The sequence below is a fragment of the Embleya sp. NPDC059237 genome (assembly GCF_042754105.1).
Classification (GTDB): Bacteria; Actinomycetota; Actinomycetes; order Streptomycetales; family Streptomycetaceae; genus Embleya.
This window is the reverse complement of sequence record NZ_JBHZAE010000003.1, coordinates 127757-147331: the sequence shown is the minus strand read 5'-3', so window position 1 is coordinate 147331 and position 19575 is coordinate 127757. Positions and strand designations below refer to the sequence as shown.

Genomic DNA, 19575 nt, shown 5'->3' with positions numbered 1-19575 from the left:
GTTCCCACCTGTGGACAAGCCCGCGACTGTGGATTACGGATTCACTCGTGTGAGGGACACCCGAGCCGTTCCGGCGCCACCCCCGACCCAGGCCCCGACCACAAGGCCCGCACCCCCACCCACCCCACGGCACGACCCAGGCCCCGGTCCCGGGCCCCAGTCCTAGGCCCCGGTCCCCGGTCCCACTCCGAAAGCCCCACCCGATTCCCCACAACGAAGCGCAACGCCAAGCAACCGCCGACAATCACGAGAGAACCGACCGGCATCGGGGATTACCACCCCGGCGACCACCCGAGCACAACCCCGCACCCACCCGCATCGGGACGCAAAAAAGCCCCCGGACAAGCGACGACCCCCGCCGGGGGGGAGAGCGGGGGTCGTCTCCGCGGCCGACTCGGGGGGGGAGGAGTCGGACCGGGTTAGCACGGTCGCGAACGATCCGTGACTTCCAGGATGTACCCGAGGGGGTTCTCTAGCAAACCCACGACGCGGAGTTTACGCCGAATGGCTGCCCTTATCCTCGTGAACTGTGGAAACCCAGGCGCCGAAGCGGACAGCAGCCTTCTTCGACCTCGACAAGACCATCATCGCCAGGTCCAGTGCGCTGGCGTTCAGTAGATCCTTCTACCACGGCGGACTCATCAATCGCCGCTCCGTCCTCAAGAGTGCCTACGCCCAGTTCGTCTTCCTCGTCGGCGGCGCGGATCACGACCAAATGGAGCGCATGCGCGAATACCTGTCCGCGCTGTGTCGCGGCTGGGACGTGCAGCAGGTGCGCGAGATCGTCGCGGAGACCCTGCACGACATGATCGACCCGATCATCTACGACGAGGCCGCGTCGCTGATCGAGGAACACCACGCGGCCGGCCGCGACGTGGTGATCGTCAGCTCCTCCGGGGCCGAAGTGGTCGAGCCGATCGGCGACATGCTCGGCGCGGACCGCGTGGTGGCCACCCGGATGGTGGTCGAGGACGGCCACTACTCCGGCGAGATCGACTTCTACGCGTACGGGCCCAACAAGGCCGCGGCGGTCAAGGAGTTGGCCCGCACCGAGGGCTACGACCTCACCTCCTGCTACGCGTACAGCGATTCGATCACCGACCTGCCGATGCTCTTGGAGGTCGGCCACCCGTACGCGGTCAACCCGGATCGCGGCCTGCGTCGCGAGGCGACCGCCCGCGGGTGGCCCGTACTGGTCTTCAGCCGCCCCGTGGCGCTGCGCCAGCGGGTGCCCGGCCTCTCGGTACCCTCGCGCCCCGTGCTCGCCGCGACCGCGATCGGCGCGGGCGCCACTGCCGCCGGCTTCGTCTGGTACCTCGCCAGGAAGCGCCGCTGACCGGAAGGTCAAGGCCGCGGCGGCGCCCGACGATCATCGACAGCGGAGCAAATCCGACAAAGGCCGAAAGTAAAGATCTTGGGTCAGGGGTTCCCCTCCTCTCGGCAACCCACTAGAAAAGGGACCAACGGCCCGTACGGCCCCCGCTCACCCGGGTGGCCGGGACGGATCGAGCACGACCGCCGGGAACCCACGTGCGACCGACCCTCGTAGGGGCCGAACGCGTCGGACAACCTGCATGTTCTTCCCCCCGTGGATGCGCATGCCGGGGCCGATCGTCATAACGGGTACACGCCTGATACCTCGGCGGGAGTGACAAAGCGGCGGCGTCCTCACGGGCGCCGCCGTCTCGTACGTCCGAACCCGAAACGCCCGCGACGAACCGCACCGAGCCGGGCCGCGCCCACCCGAGCCGCCCCGCCCCGAGCCGCCCCCGGCCGAAGCAACCCCGCCGGCCGTCAGATCCCGCGCATCACCGCTTCGCACACCGCGACGCTCTCGCGCGCACCCAACGTCATCGCCTCCGCGCAGTGCCGGATCCAGGTCGCCACACCCTCGGCCGTACCGCTCTCGTACGCCCGCAGCGCCTCGGCGTAGGCATCCACGCCCAGTTCCAGGTGGCCGACCTCCGGCACCGCCGCGCCCTTCGGGTCCAGGCCCCGGGTGATCAGCACGATCCGCTGCGCGGCGCGGGCGATCAGCCCGTTGCCCCAGCCGAACGGGGCCAGGCTCAGAATCTCCCCGTGGGTGACCGCGGCGACCACGATCGCGGGCGCGGCGGACGGCGCGAGCAGCAGTCGGGACAACCCGTCGAGGCGGGCCGCAACCTCGTCCGCCGGAAGTTGCCCGGCCGAGGACTCGTCGTCCCGGCGCGGCCGGCCCAGCGCCTCGGCGGGCACCGCATCGGCCGCGGCAACCACGTGCAGCCGGGCCAGCACCTGGAGCGGACTGTGCCCCCAAGTACCGAGGAGCGTGCCGATCTCGGCGGACAGCCGCAACGCACCCGCGACCACCGCACCGCCGTCGTCGAGCGAGGACGAGTAGTCGGTCCGGCGGCGAATCTCCTCCAGCGACCAGTCGACGCCCTCCAGGGCGGCACTGGCCCGCGCACCCCGGAGCGCGGATTCGGCGCTGATGTCCATGCTGCGGCGGCGCATCGTGCGGTGGCCGAGCAGCCGGTCCACCGCCGTGCGGGTGTCCTCGACGGACTCCGGCACGCCGGGCAGGAGCGCGAGGGCGGCGAGGGGATCGGTTGCGGTGCTCACCCGAGCGACCCTACGCCGGGCCGGGAATCACCCGCGACACGGGCCCGCACCGACCCCGGCCGCGCCCGCACGCGGTCGACGGCCCCCCGGCCGACACTTCGACTACTTTCCGACTTGACCTGATCACGGTCCGCGACGGATGATCCTATCGAAAACGATTGTCAAACTCATATATCAAGGGAGAGGCCGTGAAAATCGCCTTCGTCGGCAAGGGCGGCAGCGGCAAGACCACGCTCTCGTCGTTGTTCATCCGGCATCTGGTGGCCGCCGGCCGCCCGGTGGTCGCCGTGGACGCGGACATCAACCAGCACCTCGGCGCCGCGCTCGGCCTCGACGAGCAGGCCGCGGCGGCGATGCCCGCGATGGGCGCCCGACTGCCCACGATCAAGGACTGGTTGCGCGGCGACAACCCGCGGATCGGCTCGACCGAGCAGATGGTCAAGACCACCCCGCCGGGCCGGGGTTCGCGGCTGATCCGACTCACCGAGGACAACCCGATCCACGCGGCGTGCGCGCGCGAGGTGCCCGGCCTGCCCGGACTGCGGTTGATGGCGACGGGGCCGTTCGCCGAGTCCGACCTCGGCGTCGCGTGCTACCACTCGAAGGTCGGCGCGGTGGAGCTGTACCTCAACCACCTCGTCGACGGCGCGGGCGAATATCTCGTGGTCGACATGACCGCCGGTTCGGACTCGTTCGCCTCCGGGTTGTTCACCCGGTTCGACCTGACCTTCCTGGTCGCCGAGCCGACCCGCAAGGGTGTCGGCGTCTACCGGCAATACCGCGACTACGCCCGCGACTGGGGCGTAGCGCTCGCGGTGGTCGGCAACAAGGTCCAGGGCCCCGACGACGTCGAGTTCCTGCGCGAGCACGTCGGCGACGACCTGCTCACCTGGACCGTGCAGTCCGACTACGTACGGGCCCTGGAGAAGGGCCACTCCCCCGACTTCGACAGCCTGGAACCGGCCAACCGGGCCGCGCTGGACGAGTTGGTGCGCGCCGCCGACGCCGGTTTCGAGCGCCGCGACTGGGCGCAATACACCGCGCAGATGGTCGAGTTCCACCTGCGCAACGCACGCGGCTGGGCCAACGCGAAGACCGGTGTCGACCTGGCCGAGCAGGTCGACCCGGCGTTCGTACTCGGCCCGCAGGCCATCTCCGCGCCGGTCTGAACCGCCCACCCGAAGCCCCGATCCCGACGACGCGGGGCGGCCCGCCCACCAACGACGGACCGCCCCGCATCCACTCCGTCCCGCTCAGTCCTCCGTCGGGGCCGACGGCAGCTGCGACGAGATCAGGTCCATCACCGACGAGTCGGTCAGCGTGGTGACGTCGCCGAGCGTGCGGTTCTCCGCCACGTCGCGCAGCAGGCGGCGCATGATCTTGCCGGAGCGGGTCTTGGGCAGCTCCGCCACCGGCAGGATCCGCTTGGGCTTGGCGATCGGGCCGAGCACCTTGCCGACGTGCTCGCGCAGTTCGGCGACCAGTTCGGCCGACTCCGAGGCGCTGCCGCGCAGGATCACGAACGCCACGATCGCCTGACCGGTGGTCGCGTCGGTCGCGCCGACCACCGCCGACTCGGCGACCTTGGGGTGCGACACCAGGGCCGACTCGACCTCGGTGGTGGAGATGTTGTGGCCCGACACGAGCATCACGTCGTCGACCCGGCCGAGCAGCCAGATGTCGCCGTCGTCGTCCTTCTTCGCACCGTCGCCGGCGAAGTACAGGTCCTCGAAGCGCGACCAGTAGGTGTCCTTGAACCGCTGGTCGTCGCCCCAGATGGTGCGCAGCATCGACGGCCACGGCTGGTCCAGGACCAGGTAGCCGCCGCCACCGTTGCCGACCTCGGTCGCGGTGTCGTCGACGACCTTGGCCGAGATGCCCGGCAGCGCGCGCTGCGCGGAGCCCGGCTTGGTGGAGGTGACGCCCGGCAGCGGGCTGATCATGATCGCGCCGGTCTCGGTCTGCCACCAGGTGTCCACGATCGGGGTCTTCCCGGCGCCGATGTGCTCGCGGTACCAGATCCACGCCTCGGGGTTGATCGGCTCGCCGACACTGCCCAGGATGCGCAGCGAGGAGAGGTCGAACTTGGCGGGGATGTCGTCGCCCCACTTCATGCAGGTGCGGATCGCGGTGGGCGCGGTGTACAGGATGGTGACCCCGTACTTCGCCACGATCTCCCACCAGCGGCCCTGGTGCGGGGTGTCGGGCGTGCCCTCGTACATGACCTGGGTGGCGCCGTTGGAGAGCGGGCCGTAGGTGATGTAGGAGTGCCCGGTGACCCAGCCGATGTCGGCGGTGCACCAGTACACGTCGGTCTCGGGCTTGAGGTCGAAGACCGCGTGGTGGGTGTAGCTCGCCTGGGTCAGGTAGCCGCCGGAGGTGTGCAGGATGCCCTTGGGCTTACCGGTGGTGCCCGACGTGTACAGAATGAACAGCGGGTGCTCGGCGTCGAACGGCTGCGGCTCGTGCTCCTCCGGCTGCGCGTCGACCAGGTCGTGCCACCAGATGTCGCGGCCCTCGGTCCACGCGACGTCGCCGCCGGTGCGCCGCACGACCAGCACGTTGCGCACGTCCGGGCAGGACGTCAGCGCCTCGTCGATGGCGGGCTTGAGCGCCGACGGCTTGCCGCGCCGGTAGCCGCCGTCGGCGGTGATCACGATCCGCGCGTCGTTGTCGGTGACACGTGAGGAGACCGCGTCCGCGGAGAAGCCGCCGAAGACCACCGAGTGCGGGGCGCCGATGCGCGCGCACGCGAGCATCGAGATCACCGCCTCCGGGATCATCGGCAGGTAGATCGCCACCCGGTCGCCCGCCTCGACGCCCAGCGAGGTCAGCGCGTTGGCCGCCTTGGAGACCTCGCGCTTGAGGTCGGCGTAGGTGAGCGTGCGGGTGTCGCCCGGCTCGCCCTCGAAGTGGATCGCGACCCGGTCGCCGTGGCCCGCCTCGACGTGCCGGTCGACGCAGTTGTAGGCCACGTTCAGCTTGCCGTCGGCGAACCACTTCGCGAACGGGGGCGTCGACCAGTCCAGCGTCTCCTGCGGCTCGACCGCCCAGTCGAGCCGCCGGGCCTGCGCGGCCCAGAAGCCGAGCCGATCGGCCTCCGCCCGTTCGTACGCGTCGGCCTTGACGTTGGCGTCGGCCGCGAGCGCGGGCGGAGGTGCGAAGCGGCGCTCCTCGCGCAGCAGGTTCGACAGTGCCTCGCCGGCCTTGTCTCCCGTGTTCCGGTCTGCGTTGCTCACGCGTACTCCTCCGTGCGGCTGCGGTCTCTTCTCTGCCGTAGCTCATCAGGGACCGGCCCGAGCCGGCAAGAGGAGCACGGAGATTGGTTTAGACCACTCCGATGCGCAGCACACATCGTGGCCGACCGCGCGAGGGTACGGGCCGGCTATCCGGGATTGAGCGCCGGAAAAGTGTGATCTTCGGCGCTCGCCGGGACGACCTGCGGGAGTGCCCCGGACTCCGCCCGTTCCGCATCCACGGGACCGAAGTCGCCGCGCACCGCGTCGTAGAGGTACATCTGTGCGGACGCAAGGTCGAAGTAGAGCCCGAACAACCGCAGTCGGCCCGCCGCCACCGCCTGCGCAACCACCGTGTGCTCGCGCAGGTTGTCCAGCTGCTGGACCACGTTGGTCAGGCACAACTGCTCCACCGGCGGCACGGTATGACCGGTCACGGTCGGCGCGGGCTCGGCGGTGAAACGGGCCAGTGACGCGTCGCCGTGGCGCAGCCAGCGGTCCAGGTGCGGCGTAGCACCGGGCCTCGATCCGGCGTCGGGCACCGAGCCGACCTTGTCGAGCAGCGCCTTCATCGCCCCGCACCCGGAGTGCCCGCACACGGTGATGCTGCGCACCCCGAGCACCGATACCGCGTACTCGATCGCCGCGCCCACCGACGCGTCGCCCGTGCCCGGCTCGACCCGGGCGGTGTCACCGGGCGGCACCAGGTTGCCGACGTTGCGCACGGTGAACAGGTCGCCGGGACCGCTCGCGGTGATCAGGTTCGGCACGATCCGCGAGTCGGCGCAGGTGATGAACAGTTGCGCGGGCTTTTGCCCCTCCAGCGCGAGGCGTTCCAGGAACGGCTGGACCAGGGGCGCGGTGCGCCGACGGAACTCGCGGGCACCGGCCACCAGGGCCTGGGACGCGGTGCCGTCCTCGCGCGGACACGCGCGCTGCCAATGCCACCACGGCGCGAACCAGCGCGGCGACGGAGTCAATCGGGACCGCCGGGGCCCCGGGGTGCCGCCCGCGGCCCGCTCGTAACAACCGTCGTGGATCTCCTCGATGTCCACCCGGCCCCCACGCGCGAGGTAGCCGGCGCGCCACGAGTGCACGGTCTCGAATGCGGCCTGGTCGAGGTAGTCCACGGTCATGTCCATCACCACGTGCTCCCCGGGCGGCAACTTGGCGAGCACGCGCGACAGTCGCGGCACCGACAGGAAGGTGAGCGAGCCGTGCACCTCCACGTGCAGCACCCCGTCGCCGGGGTGGACCCGCACGGTGCTGCGGCTGAGCCGGTACAGCGCGGTGCACACCGCGACCACCACGCCGAGCAGCACACCCTGGAGCACCCCGGCCAGGATCACCCCCGCGATCGTCGCGGCGTACGCCGGGAATTCGCGGTGACGGTGGACGTGCCGGATGTGCGCGAGGCTGACCATCTGGAGGCCGACCGCCATCACCAGGGCGGCCAGCACCGCGAGCGGGATGCGCTCGACGAGCGCGCCGAGCAGGGCCACGAACACCATCACCCACACCCCGTGCAGGATCGTCGCGGCCCGGGTGACCGCGCCGGCCCGCACGTTGGTCACCGAGCGGATCGCCACACCGGTGACGGGGTAGCCGCCGATCGCGCCGGAGACCACGTTTCCCACGCCCTGGCCGATCAGTTCGCGATCGAGTCGGGCGCGCGGCCCGTCGTGCAGCCGGTCGGCCGCCGCGGCCGAGAGCAGCGACTCCATCCCGGAGACCAGCGCCACGCTGACCACGCCGACCACGATCGCGCCCCACGCGCCCGACGGGGGCAGCACCGGGGTGGTGAACACGACCGAGGACAGGTCCACCCGCGCCACGTCCAGGTGCAGCACGCTCGCGCACGCGGTGGCCAGGGAGACCGCGACCAGCGGCGCCGGCACCCGGCGGAGCGCCGCCCCGCGACCGGGCAGTCGGCCGAGCAGCGGCCAACCGAGCAGCAGGGCCAGGGTGATCACCCCGACGGCGACCGCAGGGGTGTGCAGGTCGGCGATCTGATGGGGCAGTTCGCGCAGGTTCTCCCAGGCCGACCGTTGCGGCGCGCCGCCCAGGACCACGTGCAACTGGGCCAGCGCGATCACCACGCCGATGCCGGCCACGACGCCGTGTACGACGGCCGGCGACAGGGCGAGGGTGGCCCGGGCCACCCTGGCCACGCCGAGCAGGATCTGCAGCAGGCCGGCGCCGACGGTGACCAGGCAGGTCACCCGCCAGCCGTAGTTCTGTACGAGACCGGCCACGATCACCGTCAGGCCCGCGGTGGGGCCGCTCACCTGGAGCGGCGCGCCGCCGAGCAGGCCGACCACGATGCCGCCGACCACGGCCGAGATGATGCCGGCGCCGAGCGGGGCGCCGGCCGCGAGCGCGATGCCGAGGGAGAGCGGCACGGCGACCAGGAAAACCACCAGCGAGGCGCCGAGATCGGCCCGCGCGGACGCGACCCTGGAAACCGGCGCGGGCGTGGTGACAGGGGCAACGGGCATGTCCGTGTCCTCCGGGGTCAGTCATGTCAGTCATGTCATGGCGGGCATGGCTGCCGCAGGGGTGGCGGCGCGCGGGTCGAAAGCAGAGTGTTCGGGCCGGATAGGCCAACTTAACTCTAAGTGTTTACCTCGTCACAGTAAGGCTATCCTTTTCAGAACGTAAAATGTGCACCCATATGGGTGAAACAGATGTTTCACACCGAGCACCTTCCACACTGTGTGTGATGGCCCGTAATCTCCCCGGAGTGGGGGTGGTGCCGTGCAGGTGCTCACGCTGTTCGCGACCGGGCTCGGCGCGGGGTTCGCCGCGGGCGGCGCGTCCTGTGCAGCGGTCCAGGGCGGCCTTCTGGTCGGCGCGGTCCGCCCGTGCGGGCCGATCGCGGCCACCGGGGGGACCGATCGCGCCGATCGCAAGGGACCCGCCGGACCCGCCGAATCCGTCGAGGCCGCCCGGGCCGCCGACTGCGCCGCCTCCCCCATGCGCCGCCCGCTCCCCCGCGCGCTGGCCGCCTTCCTGGGCGCGAAGCTCGTCGCCCACGCCGTCCTGGGCGCACTGCTCGGCCTGCTCGGCGGCGCGATCCAACCGGCGCCGAGCACCCGGGCGATCCTGATGCTCCTCGCCGCCGCGCTGATGGTGCTGTTCGGATTGGCCATGCTCGGCGTGCCCGGCGTGGGTCGGCTGTTGCCGCGCGGCGCGGCCCGCGGCGCCGGGCACGGCCCGCTGCTCCTGGGCGCGGCCACCGTGTTCGTCCCGTGTGGGGTGACGCTGGGCGCCGAACTGGTCGCCGTCACCTCGCAGAACGCGCTCGGCGGCGCCGCGGTGCTGACCGGTTTCGTACTCGGCACCATCCCGCTGTTCACCGTCCTGGGTCTGCTCGTCGGCGCGTCGGGGCGGGTGCTGCGCGGGCGACTGACCGCCGCCCTGGGCGTGTTGGTGCTCGTGGTGGCCGCGTGGACGGTCGGCTCCGGACTGCGTCTGGCCGGCTGGTGGAGCCCGGCGGCCCGCGGCGCGGTCGACCACGCGGCGGCGAGGACGGGGCCCGACGGTGTTCAGCGGGTCACCGTCCGGGTGGCGAACGAGGGTTACCACCCGGCCCGCGCGCTGGCCCGGGCCGGCGTACCCACCGTCCTGGTGTTGCGCACCGACCACACCACCGGCTGTACCCGGGGCTTCGTGCTGCCCGCGCGCGACCGGCAGCAGGTCCTGCCGGTGACCGGCGAGACCACGATCGACCTGGGCATACCGCGCCCCGGAACGGTCGACTGGACCTGTGCGATGGGCATGTACGGCGGGCGGATCGAGTTCCGCGCCGACCCGTGACCGGAGGGTGACGCCGGATCGCTTCCGGGGCCCGACGCCCCGTACGGTGATGTGTCCGCGCTCACGCGTTCCGGACGATCCGATGGATCCCGGCCCGGGTACGCGGGGAAGCGGACCGGGGACGCACGCAACCGGGTGACCCCGGCGTGCGTATGTATCGATAGGGAATACAGCCCGGTCCGGCATGTCCATGGGAAGAGGTGAACTGTGCGAACTGTCCGCGGCGCTGCGGTGCTCGTCGTTGTCGCAGTCCTGGCCGCTATCGGTTTCGTGGTTTTCGCAAAGGACGGGAAAGATTCCGGTAACTCCTCTGCAAAGAACCCTGGCAGCGGAAATCCGAGCGATCCGGGTAAGGAATCGGACAAACCGAGGGGTCCGGTCAAACCGATCGGTGACGGCTCGACCGCCGACACCGGTCCCCAGCCGAACCAGCCCAAGGTGGAGAAGCTCAAGCCGGGGGAGAAACCGCCGCAGTTCGTCGTGTTCTCGTGGGATGGCGCGGCCGAGGACGGCAACAAGCTGGTTTCGCAATTCCTGAAGGTGTCCGAGGCGAACAAGGCCCAGATGACGTACTTCCTGAGCGGTATCTACACGCTCCCGAAGACGAAGAAGGCCATGTACACCGGGCCGAAGCACACCGCGGGTCAGTCGGACATCAACTTCATGTCCGACGAAACCGTGCGCAACACGATCATCCAGATGCGCGAGGTCTGGCTCAAGGGCAACGAAGTCGGTACGCACTTCAACGGCCACTTCTGCAACAGCGCCACGAGCGGCAAGAGTTGGAGCCCGGCCGACTGGAAGAACGAAACCGAGCAGGCGGTGAAATTCGTCCAGAACTGGAAGACCAACACCGGCTACGCCGACCTTCCGCCGCTGCCGTTCGACTACGCACCGGGCAAGGAACTCATCGGTGGCCGCGCGCCGTGCCTGGAGGGCCAGCCGAACCTGATGCGGGCGGCCAAGGAGATGGGTTTCCGCTACGACGCGAGTTCGCCCGGCGGTCTTCAGGTGTGGCCCAAGCGCGGCAAGGAGACCGGAATCTGGGACTTCCCGCTGCAGTCGCTGCCGTGGCCGGGTGACGCGAACAAGTCGCAGCTCTCCATGGACTACAACATCATGTACGAGCAGGAGCAGCGACACGGTAAATACGACCCGTCCAAGAAGGACGCGTGGGAGAAAGAGGCCCACGAGTTCTACATGAACGGATTCCAGCGCGCCTATACCACCAACCGCGCTCCACTGTTCATCGGGAATCACTTCGAGGACTGGAGCGGCGGCATCTACATGAACGCCGTCCGGGACACGGTGACCTCGATCTGCACCAAGGCCGACGTGCGCTGCGTGACCTTCCGTCAGCTGACCGACTGGCTCGAGGGGCAGGACCCCGCGGTGATCACCAAGCTCCAGGGACTGGGCGTGGGCCAGACTCCCGCCGACTGGAACTCGATCGTCACCGCCGCGCAGGGCCCGAACAAGCCCGCCGCGAACCGGGCGCTCTCTGTCGAGGAGAACGCGCTGCCGACGCGTCGACAGGACTGACCGACCGGCGACCCACTGCTCCACGAGGGCCCCGTACCGAGCGCAACCTCGGTGCGGGGCCCTCGTGTTGCCGCCTGCGGCGGGTCATGGTGCGCGCCGTGGCCCGGATCGGTTCGGCAGAATCGAAAATCTTGTCGATACACTGACGGGGACCGGGTTCGGGTCGGACCGCTCCCGCGTCACGGGTCTCCTCCGTCGGGAGACATGCCGGGAAGTCTGGTCGGCGCTGTTTTGTCGTTTTCGCAGGGCGGTATACGCCCGCGAGCCGCAGCCGACCTGGAGGTCCCGTGGGTGCCGAGTCCGCACCACGCAACAAGTTCTTTCGGCGTCCGTCCACACTGGCCGAGCGGAATTTCATCGCCGACGCGCTGCGCACCGAAACGGTCGGCGGCGCGCTGTTGCTGATCGCGGCGGTGGTCGCGGTGGTCTGGGCGAACACCGCGTGGAGCGACGCCTACCAGGACCTGCGCGACTTCCGGTTCGGCCCGTCGGCACTGCATCTCGACCTGTCGCTGAGCACCTGGGCCGCCGACGGACTGCTCGCCATCTTCTTCTTCGTGGCCGGCATCGAACTCAAGCGCGAGTTGGTGGTCGGCGACCTGCGCAATCCGGCCCAGGCGATCCTGCCGGTGGTCGCCGCCGGATGCGGGATGCTCACCCCCGCGCTGTTCTACTTCGCGGTCAACGCCGGCGGCGGCTCGCCGGACGGCTGGGCCATCCCCACCGCGACCGACATCGCCTTCGCGCTGGCCGTACTCGCCGTGATCGGCACCAGCCTGCCGTCCGCGCTGCGCTCGTTCCTGCTCACCCTGGCCGTGGTGGACGACCTGGGCGCGATCTTGATCATCGCGATCTTCTTCACCGATTCGGTGAACTTCCTCGCCCTGGCCGGAGCGTTCGCACTGCTCGTGGTCTTCTGGCTGCTCCAGCGCCGGCGGGTGCGCGGCTGGTGGTTCTACGTACCGCTCGCGCTGGTGATCTGGGCGCTGATGCACGAGAGCGGGGTGCACGCGACGGTCGCCGGCGTGGCGATGGGCCTGCTGATGCGGGTGGTTCCGGACCGGGACGAGCGCACCTCGCCGGCCGAGCACGTCGAGCACCTGGTCCGGCCGGTCTCCGCCGGTCTGGCGGTGCCGCTCTTCGCGCTGTTGTCCGCGGGTGTCGCGGTCTCGGGGCCGGTGCTCGGCGACGTGTTCACCCACCGGCCCACGCTCGGTGTCCTGATCGGCCTGATCGCGGGCAAGGTGGTCGGCATCTTCGTCGGCACCTGGCTGGTCGCCCGGTTCACCCGGGCCCAACTCAGCGACGACCTGGCCTGGCCCGACGTGTTCGGCATGTCCATGCTGGCCGGCATCGGCTTCACCGTGTCGCTGCTGATCAGCGAACTCGCCTTCACCGACGACCCGATGCTGACCGAACAGGCGAAGGCCGCGGTCCTGGTCGGCTCGGTGCTCTCCGCCGTGGCGGCCACGGTCGTACTGCGGATACGGAACAACACCTACGCCCGGCTGTGCGCCGAGGAGAACCGCGACGACGACGGCGACGGCATCCCCGACGTGTATCGAACGGACGCCGACGGGCTGCGCCGGGACAAGCTCGCGTAGTCCGGATTGTTTCGTTTCCCATCCGAAACACTCGTACGACGTGCCCCGGTGGATACGTATCACCGCAGCAGGGCATGATCGGGGTTCGGCTTATCCATACCGGTACGAGGAGTGACCATGGCAGGCACCGACAGGTCCCCGGCCCAGGACGTGCCCGTCGACGCACAACGATCCCTCGGCGAGCTGTTCTCGTCCGCCAGCAAGGACATGTCCACCCTGGTCCGCAGCGAGATCGCGCTCGCCAAGAGCGAGGTCAAGGTCAGCGTGGTCAACGTGGCGAAGGGCGGCGGCGCGTTCGGCGCGGCGGCCTTCGTCGGCGTGTTCGCGTTCGTCTTCCTGAGCTTCGCGGTCGTGTACGGAATCCACGCCCTGGGTCTGGGTGTGGCGTGGAGCTTCCTGATCGTCGGCGGCTTCTACCTGCTGCTCGCGGGCGGGCTCGGGTACTACGGGATCGTGTCGTTCAAGAAGGTGCGGCCGCCGGAGCGCACGATCACCACCACCCAGGACACGATCACCACGCTCAAGAACGTCGGCTGACCTCGCGGCGCGCCCGGGCCGGGGAAACCGGGCGCGGAAACAGGAGTGGGATCGCGAGTGTGCAACGCTGCTCGGCATGACGGTTCCCGAGAGCACCGTGGTCAACGTGGCCGGGCCCTGGACGCACCGCGACATCGCCGCCAACGGCGCGCGGTTCCACATCGCCGAGACGGGCGAGGGACCGGTCGTGCTGCTGCTGCACGGATTCCCGCAGTTCTGGTGGACCTGGCGGTACCAGATGCAGGCGTTGGCCCGGGCCGGCTATCGCGCGGTCGCGATGGACCTGCGCGGCTACGGCGGCAGCGACCGCACCCCGCGCGGCTACGACCCGATCACCCTGGCCTTGGACGTGACCGGGGTGATCCGCTCGCTCGGCGAGCCGGACGCGATCGTGGTCGGCCACGACCTGGGCGCCTATCTGGGGTGGACCGCCGCGGTGTTGCGGCCCAAGGTGGTCCGCCGACTGGTCGCGGTGTCGATGCCGCACCCCCGGCAACTGCGCGGCGCGCTGCTGACGGACCGTCACCAGATGGCGGCGAGTTCGCACATCTTCGGCTTCCAGCGGCCGTGGGTGCCCGAGCGGCAACTGATCCGCGACGACGCGGCGATGGTGGGCGACATGCTGCGCGCGTGGTCGGCGCCGGGCCGGCCGGTCGACGAATCGTTCACCCGCTATCGCCAGGCGATGCTGGTGCCGGGCACCGCGCACTGCGCGGCCGAGCACTATCGGTGGCTGATCCGCTCCATCCCGCGCCCGGACGGCATCCAGTACTCGACCCGGATGAAGGCTCCCGTCGAGGTGCCCACGCTGCATCTGCACGGCGCCCTCGACCCGGTGATCCTGCCGCGCACCGCGGCCGGTTCCGGGCGCTACGTGGAGGCGCCGTACCGCTGGCGACTGCTGGACGGCGTCGGGCACTTCCCGCACGAGGAGCAACCCGCGATGTTCACGGAGGAACTGCTGGGCTGGTTGAAGGATCCGGAACCCGAACGTTGAAGTTCCGACAGCGCTTTCGGGCCTTCGTTGTGTGATTTCGATGGGCATATCCGACACTTCCGTATAGATCACCCCGGATGGGCTCGGGAATCGTTTCCGGCCCGATGGGCGGCGCGATTACGCCGTCGGTGGCCCGGGTAGGCGCCCCCGTATGAGCCGGACGTACAACGCTCCGAGCATGGCGGCGGGGGCCGGGGACACCCGGTCGGAGACGGCAGAGACCCTCATGGTTGAGATCCACACCACCGGTACCCAAGGGTTCGAGCACGAGCGAGGGGCGCCGGTCGGCGCGGTTGCCGACCGGGGGGATCATTTCCCGGGGCTGATGGGGATATTGCGCCGGCGAGCGCGCTGGTTGACGTTGCGCCTGCGCTTCCCCCGCTGACCCGGTACGGGCCGCCGCGCCCCGGCGGCCCGTCGGTTCGACGTCACATCGCGCAACTCTGGGTGTCCACGGGGCGGTCGGCGACCGCCCCGGCCTCGGCGTCCGCGCGGACCTCCTCGACGGTGAGCGCGTATCCGGTGGACTCGTCGTCGAGCGACTTGGCGAAGATCACCCCGGCGACCTTGCCGTTCGGCGAGATCAGCGGCCCGCCGGAGTTGCCCTGGCGGACCTTCGCGTAGAGCGAGTAGACGTCGCGACTGACCGTGCCGCGCTTGTAGATGTCCGGACCGCCGGCCTGGATCCGGGCCCGCACGCGGGCGGCCTCGACGTGGAAGGCGCCGTTCTCCGGGAAGCCCGCCACGATCGCGTCCGCGCCGCTCTCCACCTTGGGCTCGAACAGCAGTGGGGTGGCCTTGAGTCCGGGCACCTTGAGCACCGCGATGTCGCGCTTCCAGTCGTAGAGCACGACCTCCGCCGGGTACTCCCGGCCCTCGCCGCCGATCTGCACGTTCGGCTTGCGCACCCCGCCGACCACGTGGGCGTTGGTCATCACGCGCTGCGGCGCGTAGACGAAGCCGGAACCCTCGATCACCTTGCCGCAACTCTTCGCGGTGCCGACGATCTTGACGATCTTGTCCTGGCTCTCCCGGACCGCGGGCATCGACAACAACTTGGGGTCCGGCGGCGGCACCTGCGGAATGTCCTCGCGCACGAACGGACTGAACACCTGCGGGAAGCCGTTGCGGTCGAGCAGATTGCCGAACGAGGAGAACCACGTGTCCGCGCCCCGGGGCAACACCTTCTGCACGCCGCCGAGCACCTGGGACGAGCGCACCTCGCGCGAGACGGTGGGCATCGACGCGCCCGCGACGGAGGAGCCGATCAGCCACACCACGATCAACAGCGCGCACACGCTCACGATCGCGCCGCCCGCCGCGTCCACCAGGCGCGCCGGTCGCCAGGTGAGTCGGCGACGCAACCGGTTGCCGGCCGCGGTGGTCAACGCCTGGAGCGCGGTGGCCAGCACGAGCACGACGCAGATCGCCGCGATCGAGGGCCCGAGCCCCGGCTCGAACCGGTTCAGCAGCGAGGGCACCAGCCACATGCCGAACACGCCGCCGCCGATGAAGCCCAGGAACGAGAGCACGCCGACGATGAAGCCCTGCCGGTATCCGGAGATGGCGAAGGCCACCGCGGCGGCGAGCAGCAACAGGTCCAGGACATTCACGCGCTCACGTTCTCACGTGCGAGCCCGCGCTGTCCGCAGCCGTGCCGGTTCGTCGAACACCGGTGACACAGCCGTACACAGCCCCTGTCGACGCACCGCCGGCGCGCTCTTGCGCCCGGGCCGGCGGGGCGTCGCATCGGTGTCGCCGAGGCCGCGCCGGAATCCGTCGGACAGGGCCTGGGCGCCGATCAGTCCCGGGCCTCGGGTTCGGAGGCGGTCTCCTCGTAGGGGTCGAAGCCGCGCCGGGCCAGTCGGTCCTCGGCGTCGGACAGGGTGATCTCGCGCCGGGGATCCCACGGCCGCTCCCACCCGGTGTGGTGCAGCACCCGGTCGATCAGCCCCGCGGTGAAGCCCCAGACCACCAGGTCCTGCACCTCGAACGCCGGTCCCAGGTGGCCGCCGGGATGCCGCAGCCGGACCCGATTGGCCGGGTCGGCGAGTTCGGCGATGGACACCCGCAACACCCGCGCGACCTCCTCCGGCGCGCCCGGGGCCACCTCGCTCTCTTGATGCCACCAGGCGAGCACGGGCGTGACCACGAAGTTGCTCACCGGGATGTACAGGTCGGGCAGTCGGCCGAAGACCCGCACCCCGGCGGGGTCGAGCCCCACCTCCTCCTGCGCCTCGCGCAGCGCGGTGCCCTCGGGCCCGTCGTCGCCCGGATCCACCGAGCCGCCGGGGAAGGCGGCCTGGCCCGCGTGCGAGCGCAGCGTCGCGGCACGCTGGAGCAGCAGCAGGTCGGGTCCCTCGGGGCCCTCGCCGAACAGGATCAGTACGGCGGAGCGCCGGCCGCCCTCGGCGGGCGGCAGGAAGCGGCTGAGCTGTTCGGGGCTGACCGACCGGGCGGCGCGCGCCACCGGGCGCAGCCACTCCGGCAGGTCGGCCTCGGCCCACGTCTGGATCCCGGTCCCGGTCTGCGTCACCCGGCGTCCCCCTCGTCTTTCGGTGCTTTCGGTGCGTCCTGCGTCGGCTCGGCCTGCTCGGTCGGCTGGGCCAGTACCGGTTTGGCCGGCGGCTTGAGCCGTTGGCCGGGTTGTCCGGCCATCTCGTACTTGAGCAGGGCCCGGGCCTTGATCGGGTCCGTCTCGCCCTCGCCGTAGGCCGGACACAACGGCGCGATCGGGCACGCCCCGCAGGCGGGCCGGCGGGCGTGGCACACCCGGCGGCCGTGGAAGATCACCCGGTGCGAGAGCAGGGTCAGGTCGCGGCGCGGGAAGAGCGCGCCGACCTCCTTCTCGATCCGGACCGGATCGTCGTCGGTGGTCCACCCGAAGCGGCGGGCCAGTCGCCCGAAGTGGGTGTCGACGGTGATCCCGGGGACGTCGAAGACCTCGCCGAGCACCACGTTGGCGGTCTTGCGGCCGACCCCCGGCAGGGTGACGAGGTCGGCGAGCCGCCCCGGCACCTCGCCGGCGTAGCGGTCCAGGAGCGCCTGGGCCAGGCCCTGCACCGAGCGGGTCTTGGCCCGGAAGAACCCGGTCGGCTGAATGATCGACTCCAGCTCCGCCGGTTCCGCCGCGGCGATCGCGGCGGCGTCGGGGAAGCGGGCGAACAGCGCCGGGGTGACCGTGTTGACCCGGCGGTCGGTGGTCTGCGCGGACAACACCACGGCGACCAGCAACTGGAACGCGTCGCCGTAGTCGAGTTCGCAGTGCGCGCCCGGGTATATCTCGCCCAGTTCGCGGTTGATCCGGCGCGCACGGCGCACCAGCGCCAGGCGGGACTCGCCCTTCCCGGCTTTTGTGGCTTTCACGACCTTCGCGGTGCTCCGCGACCCGCGCGGCGCGGGCTCCGTCACGTTGCTCGACACCCGGCCAGAGTACGCAGATGCGCGGGCACTACGGTCGAGCAGTCCGCACACGCTCGATCACAGGAGCGACATGTCCGGTTACTGTGGATCCGCCCGTTCGTGATCCAGGCCACCCCGCGTGATGATTGCGGGTACCGGTGCGTCAGACTGTGACCGATCGCACTGTTTGACCGTCCGGCTTCATTGGTGTCGACCAGGCCGGCCTAGGAGGAACCTCGTGGACGACGTTTTGCAGCGGGCTCCGCTGTTCGCGGCGCTCGAAGATGAGGACGCCGCCGAGCTGCGGGCCTCCATGACGGAGGTCGGGCTCGAGCGCGGGGACTCGCTCTTCCACGAAGGTGACCCGGGCGACCGGCTTTACGTGGTGATCGAGGGCAAGATCAAGCTGCACCGCAGCTCCAACGACGGCCGGGAGAACATGCTCGCGGTGCTCGGCCCGGGCGAGATGTTCGGCGAGTTGTCGCTGTTCGACCCCGGACCGCGTACGGCGACCGCGACCGCGCTGACCGACGTGCGGCTGCTCGGCCTGGGCCACTCCGACCTGCAGCCGTGGCTGACCGGTCGGCCCAAGGTCGCCGCGGCACTGCTGCGGGCGATAGCCCGTCGGCTCCGGCGGACCAACGAGAGCCTGGGCGACCTGGTCTTCTCCGACGTGCCGGGCCGCGTGGCCAAGGCGCTGCTCGACCTGTCCCGCCGGTTCGGCGTGCCGGCCGACGAGGGCATCCACGTGGCGCACGACCTCACCCAGGAGGAGCTGGCCCAGCTGGTCGGCGCCTCGCGGGAGACGGTCAACAAGGCGCTGGCCGACTTCGCGAGCCGGGGTTGGCTGCGGCTGGAGGCGCGTGCGGTGGTCCTGATGGACGTCGAACGGTTGTCGCGCCGCTCGCGCTAGCACTTCGTACACATCGAACCGTGGGCCCGCCGGCGGCGGGCCCACGGTCGTGTTCGGGCGGCGGTGCGCTCAGGCGTCGGCGCGCTCGGCCAGATACTCCAGCTGGGCGCGGACCGACAGCTCTGCGGCCCACCACACGTCCCGGTCCACGTCGGCGTAGACCCGCCGGACGACCTCCTCGGCGGTGGTGTCGCCCGCGGCGACCGCGGCCTCCACCTGGGCCAGCCGGGCCGCACGGTGCGCCAGGTAGAAGTCGAGCACGCCGGCCGCGTCGTCCAGGATCGGGCCGTGCGCGGGCAGCACGGCGGTGATCTCGCCGGATCCGGCCAGCGCGCGCAGCCGGCGCAGCGAGTCCAGGTAGTCGCCCAGGCGGCCGTCGGGATGCGCGACCACCGTGGTGCCGCGGCCGAGCACGGTGTCGCCGGTGATCACGAACCGGTCCGCGGCCACCACGAAGCACACCGAGTCACCCGAATGGCCGGGTGTGGCCAGCACGCGCAGATCGAGTCCGCCGTCGTCGATCACCTGCCCGTCGGTCAGGCCCTCGCCGCCGTAGCGCCACTGCGGGTCGACCGCGTGCACCACCGCGTTGGTGAGCGCCTTCAGGCCCGCCACGCCCGCCGAGTGGTCGGGGTGGCCGTGGGTGAGCAGGATCCGGCCCACCCGGCGGCCCTCGGCCTCGACCGCGGCGACGATCGCGCGCAGATGGCCCTCGTCGTCGGGGCCCGGATCGATCACCACGGCGGTGTCCGCGCCGGGCTCGGCCACGATCCAGGTGTTGGTGCCGTCGAGCGACATCACGCTCGGGTTGGGCGCGAGCAGACAGGTCACCCGCGCGCTCGCGGGTCCGCCGATGCTCACGCGAGGGTTGCCGGGCAGGGGCTGTGCGTTCATGGTCGCCATCCTGTACCTCGGGTGCCCGGG

The 19575-nt window shown here is 70.8% G+C and carries 15 protein-coding genes; 8 read left to right on the top strand and 7 right to left on the bottom strand.

Annotated features, from left to right (window positions below; translation table 11 throughout):
- Positions 1-529 precede the first annotated feature (529 nt).
- A complete protein-coding gene (locus ACFXKZ_RS11270) occupies positions 530-1336 on the top strand; it encodes an HAD family hydrolase (protein WP_379998912.1) in 807 nt (268 codons plus the stop codon).
- Between the two features lie 458 nt (positions 1337-1794).
- Here ACFXKZ_RS11270 and ACFXKZ_RS11265 read toward each other — a convergent pair whose 3' ends face one another.
- Complete coding sequence (locus tag ACFXKZ_RS11265; protein WP_126639193.1) at positions 1795-2601, bottom strand: oxidoreductase; 807 nt, start codon at positions 2599-2601, stop codon at positions 1795-1797.
- A 188-nt stretch (positions 2602-2789) separates the two neighbouring features.
- Here ACFXKZ_RS11265 and ACFXKZ_RS11260 point away from each other — a divergent pair, with 188 nt between their 5' ends.
- Positions 2790-3770 (top strand): ATP-binding protein, encoded by a 981-nt coding sequence (locus ACFXKZ_RS11260; protein WP_379998910.1) that lies wholly within the window; start codon positions 2790-2792, stop codon positions 3768-3770.
- Between the two features lie 84 nt (positions 3771-3854).
- On the opposite strand, the gene acs is transcribed toward ACFXKZ_RS11260, so the two are convergent.
- Both acs and ACFXKZ_RS11250 read right to left on the bottom strand, forming a co-directional pair.
- On the bottom strand, positions 3855-5840 hold the full coding sequence (gene acs / locus ACFXKZ_RS11255; RefSeq protein WP_379998908.1) for an acetate--CoA ligase: 1986 nt from the start codon (positions 5838-5840) through the stop codon (positions 3855-3857).
- Between the two features lie 146 nt (positions 5841-5986).
- Positions 5987-8335, bottom strand: coding sequence for a SulP family inorganic anion transporter (locus ACFXKZ_RS11250; RefSeq protein ID WP_379998906.1), 2349 nt, complete (start codon positions 8333-8335; stop codon positions 5987-5989).
- A gap of 259 nt (positions 8336-8594) precedes the next feature.
- On the opposite strand from ACFXKZ_RS11250, the gene ACFXKZ_RS11245 reads away from it, so the two are divergent.
- From ACFXKZ_RS11245 to ACFXKZ_RS11225, 5 genes are all read left to right on the top strand, one after another.
- The gene (locus tag ACFXKZ_RS11245; RefSeq protein WP_379998904.1) at positions 8595-9656 is read left to right on the top strand and encodes a sulfite exporter TauE/SafE family protein; all 1062 of its coding nucleotides are present in this window, start codon (positions 8595-8597) and stop codon (positions 9654-9656) included.
- Between the two features lie 207 nt (positions 9657-9863).
- Positions 9864-11198 carry a hypothetical protein gene (locus ACFXKZ_RS11240; protein WP_379998902.1) on the top strand — a complete coding sequence of 445 codons (1335 nt, stop codon included), beginning with the start codon at positions 9864-9866 and terminating at the stop codon, positions 11196-11198.
- Positions 11199-11485: 287 nt separating this feature from the next.
- Positions 11486-12802, top strand: coding sequence for a Na+/H+ antiporter NhaA (nhaA, locus tag ACFXKZ_RS11235; protein ID WP_379998900.1), 1317 nt, complete (start codon positions 11486-11488; stop codon positions 12800-12802).
- A 117-nt stretch (positions 12803-12919) separates the two neighbouring features.
- On the top strand, positions 12920-13339 hold the full coding sequence (locus tag ACFXKZ_RS11230; RefSeq protein ID WP_379998898.1) for a phage holin family protein: 420 nt from the start codon (positions 12920-12922) through the stop codon (positions 13337-13339).
- Positions 13340-13415: 76 nt separating this feature from the next.
- Positions 13416-14336, top strand: coding sequence for an alpha/beta fold hydrolase (locus ACFXKZ_RS11225; RefSeq protein WP_379998896.1), 921 nt, complete (start codon positions 13416-13418; stop codon positions 14334-14336).
- A gap of 428 nt (positions 14337-14764) precedes the next feature.
- On the opposite strand, the gene ACFXKZ_RS11220 is transcribed toward ACFXKZ_RS11225, so the two are convergent.
- The 3 genes from ACFXKZ_RS11220 to nth all read right to left on the bottom strand — a co-directional run bounded on the left by ACFXKZ_RS11220 (position 14765) and on the right by nth (position 17759).
- A complete protein-coding gene (locus ACFXKZ_RS11220) occupies positions 14765-15949 on the bottom strand; it encodes a MarP family serine protease (RefSeq protein WP_379998894.1) in 1185 nt (394 codons plus the stop codon).
- A 188-nt stretch (positions 15950-16137) separates the two neighbouring features.
- A complete protein-coding gene (locus ACFXKZ_RS11215) occupies positions 16138-16872 on the bottom strand; it encodes an NUDIX hydrolase (RefSeq protein ID WP_379998892.1) in 735 nt (244 codons plus the stop codon).
- On the bottom strand, positions 16869-17759 hold the full coding sequence (gene nth, locus ACFXKZ_RS11210) for an endonuclease III (protein WP_379998890.1): 891 nt from the start codon (positions 17757-17759) through the stop codon (positions 16869-16871). Before nth ends, ACFXKZ_RS11215 begins: the two co-directional genes overlap by 4 nt.
- Before the next feature lie 217 nt (positions 17760-17976).
- Here nth and ACFXKZ_RS11205 point away from each other — a divergent pair, with 217 nt between their 5' ends.
- Entirely contained in the window at positions 17977-18651 is a 675-nt protein-coding gene (locus ACFXKZ_RS11205; protein WP_078976497.1) for a Crp/Fnr family transcriptional regulator, read from the top strand.
- A gap of 69 nt (positions 18652-18720) precedes the next feature.
- On the opposite strand, the gene ACFXKZ_RS11200 is transcribed toward ACFXKZ_RS11205, so the two are convergent.
- Positions 18721-19545, bottom strand: a complete 825-nt coding sequence (locus tag ACFXKZ_RS11200) for an MBL fold metallo-hydrolase (protein ID WP_379998888.1) — start codon at positions 19543-19545, stop codon at positions 18721-18723.
- Positions 19546-19575: the final 30 nt, after the last annotated feature.

Bases quoted from the DNA above. Each gene is read 5' to 3' on its own strand.
- ACFXKZ_RS11200 (WP_379998888.1), bottom strand. From the start codon at position 19,545: ATGAACGCACAGCCCCTGCCCGGCAACCCTCGCGTGAGCATCGGCGGA.
- ACFXKZ_RS11225 (WP_379998896.1), top strand. From the start codon at position 13,416: ATGACGGTTCCCGAGAGCACCGTGGTCAACGTGGCCGGGCCCTGGACG.
- ACFXKZ_RS11250 (WP_379998906.1), bottom strand. From the start codon at position 8,335: ATGCCCGTTGCCCCTGTCACCACGCCCGCGCCGGTTTCCAGGGTCGCG.
- ACFXKZ_RS11230 (WP_379998898.1), top strand. From the start codon at position 12,920: ATGGCAGGCACCGACAGGTCCCCGGCCCAGGACGTGCCCGTCGACGCA.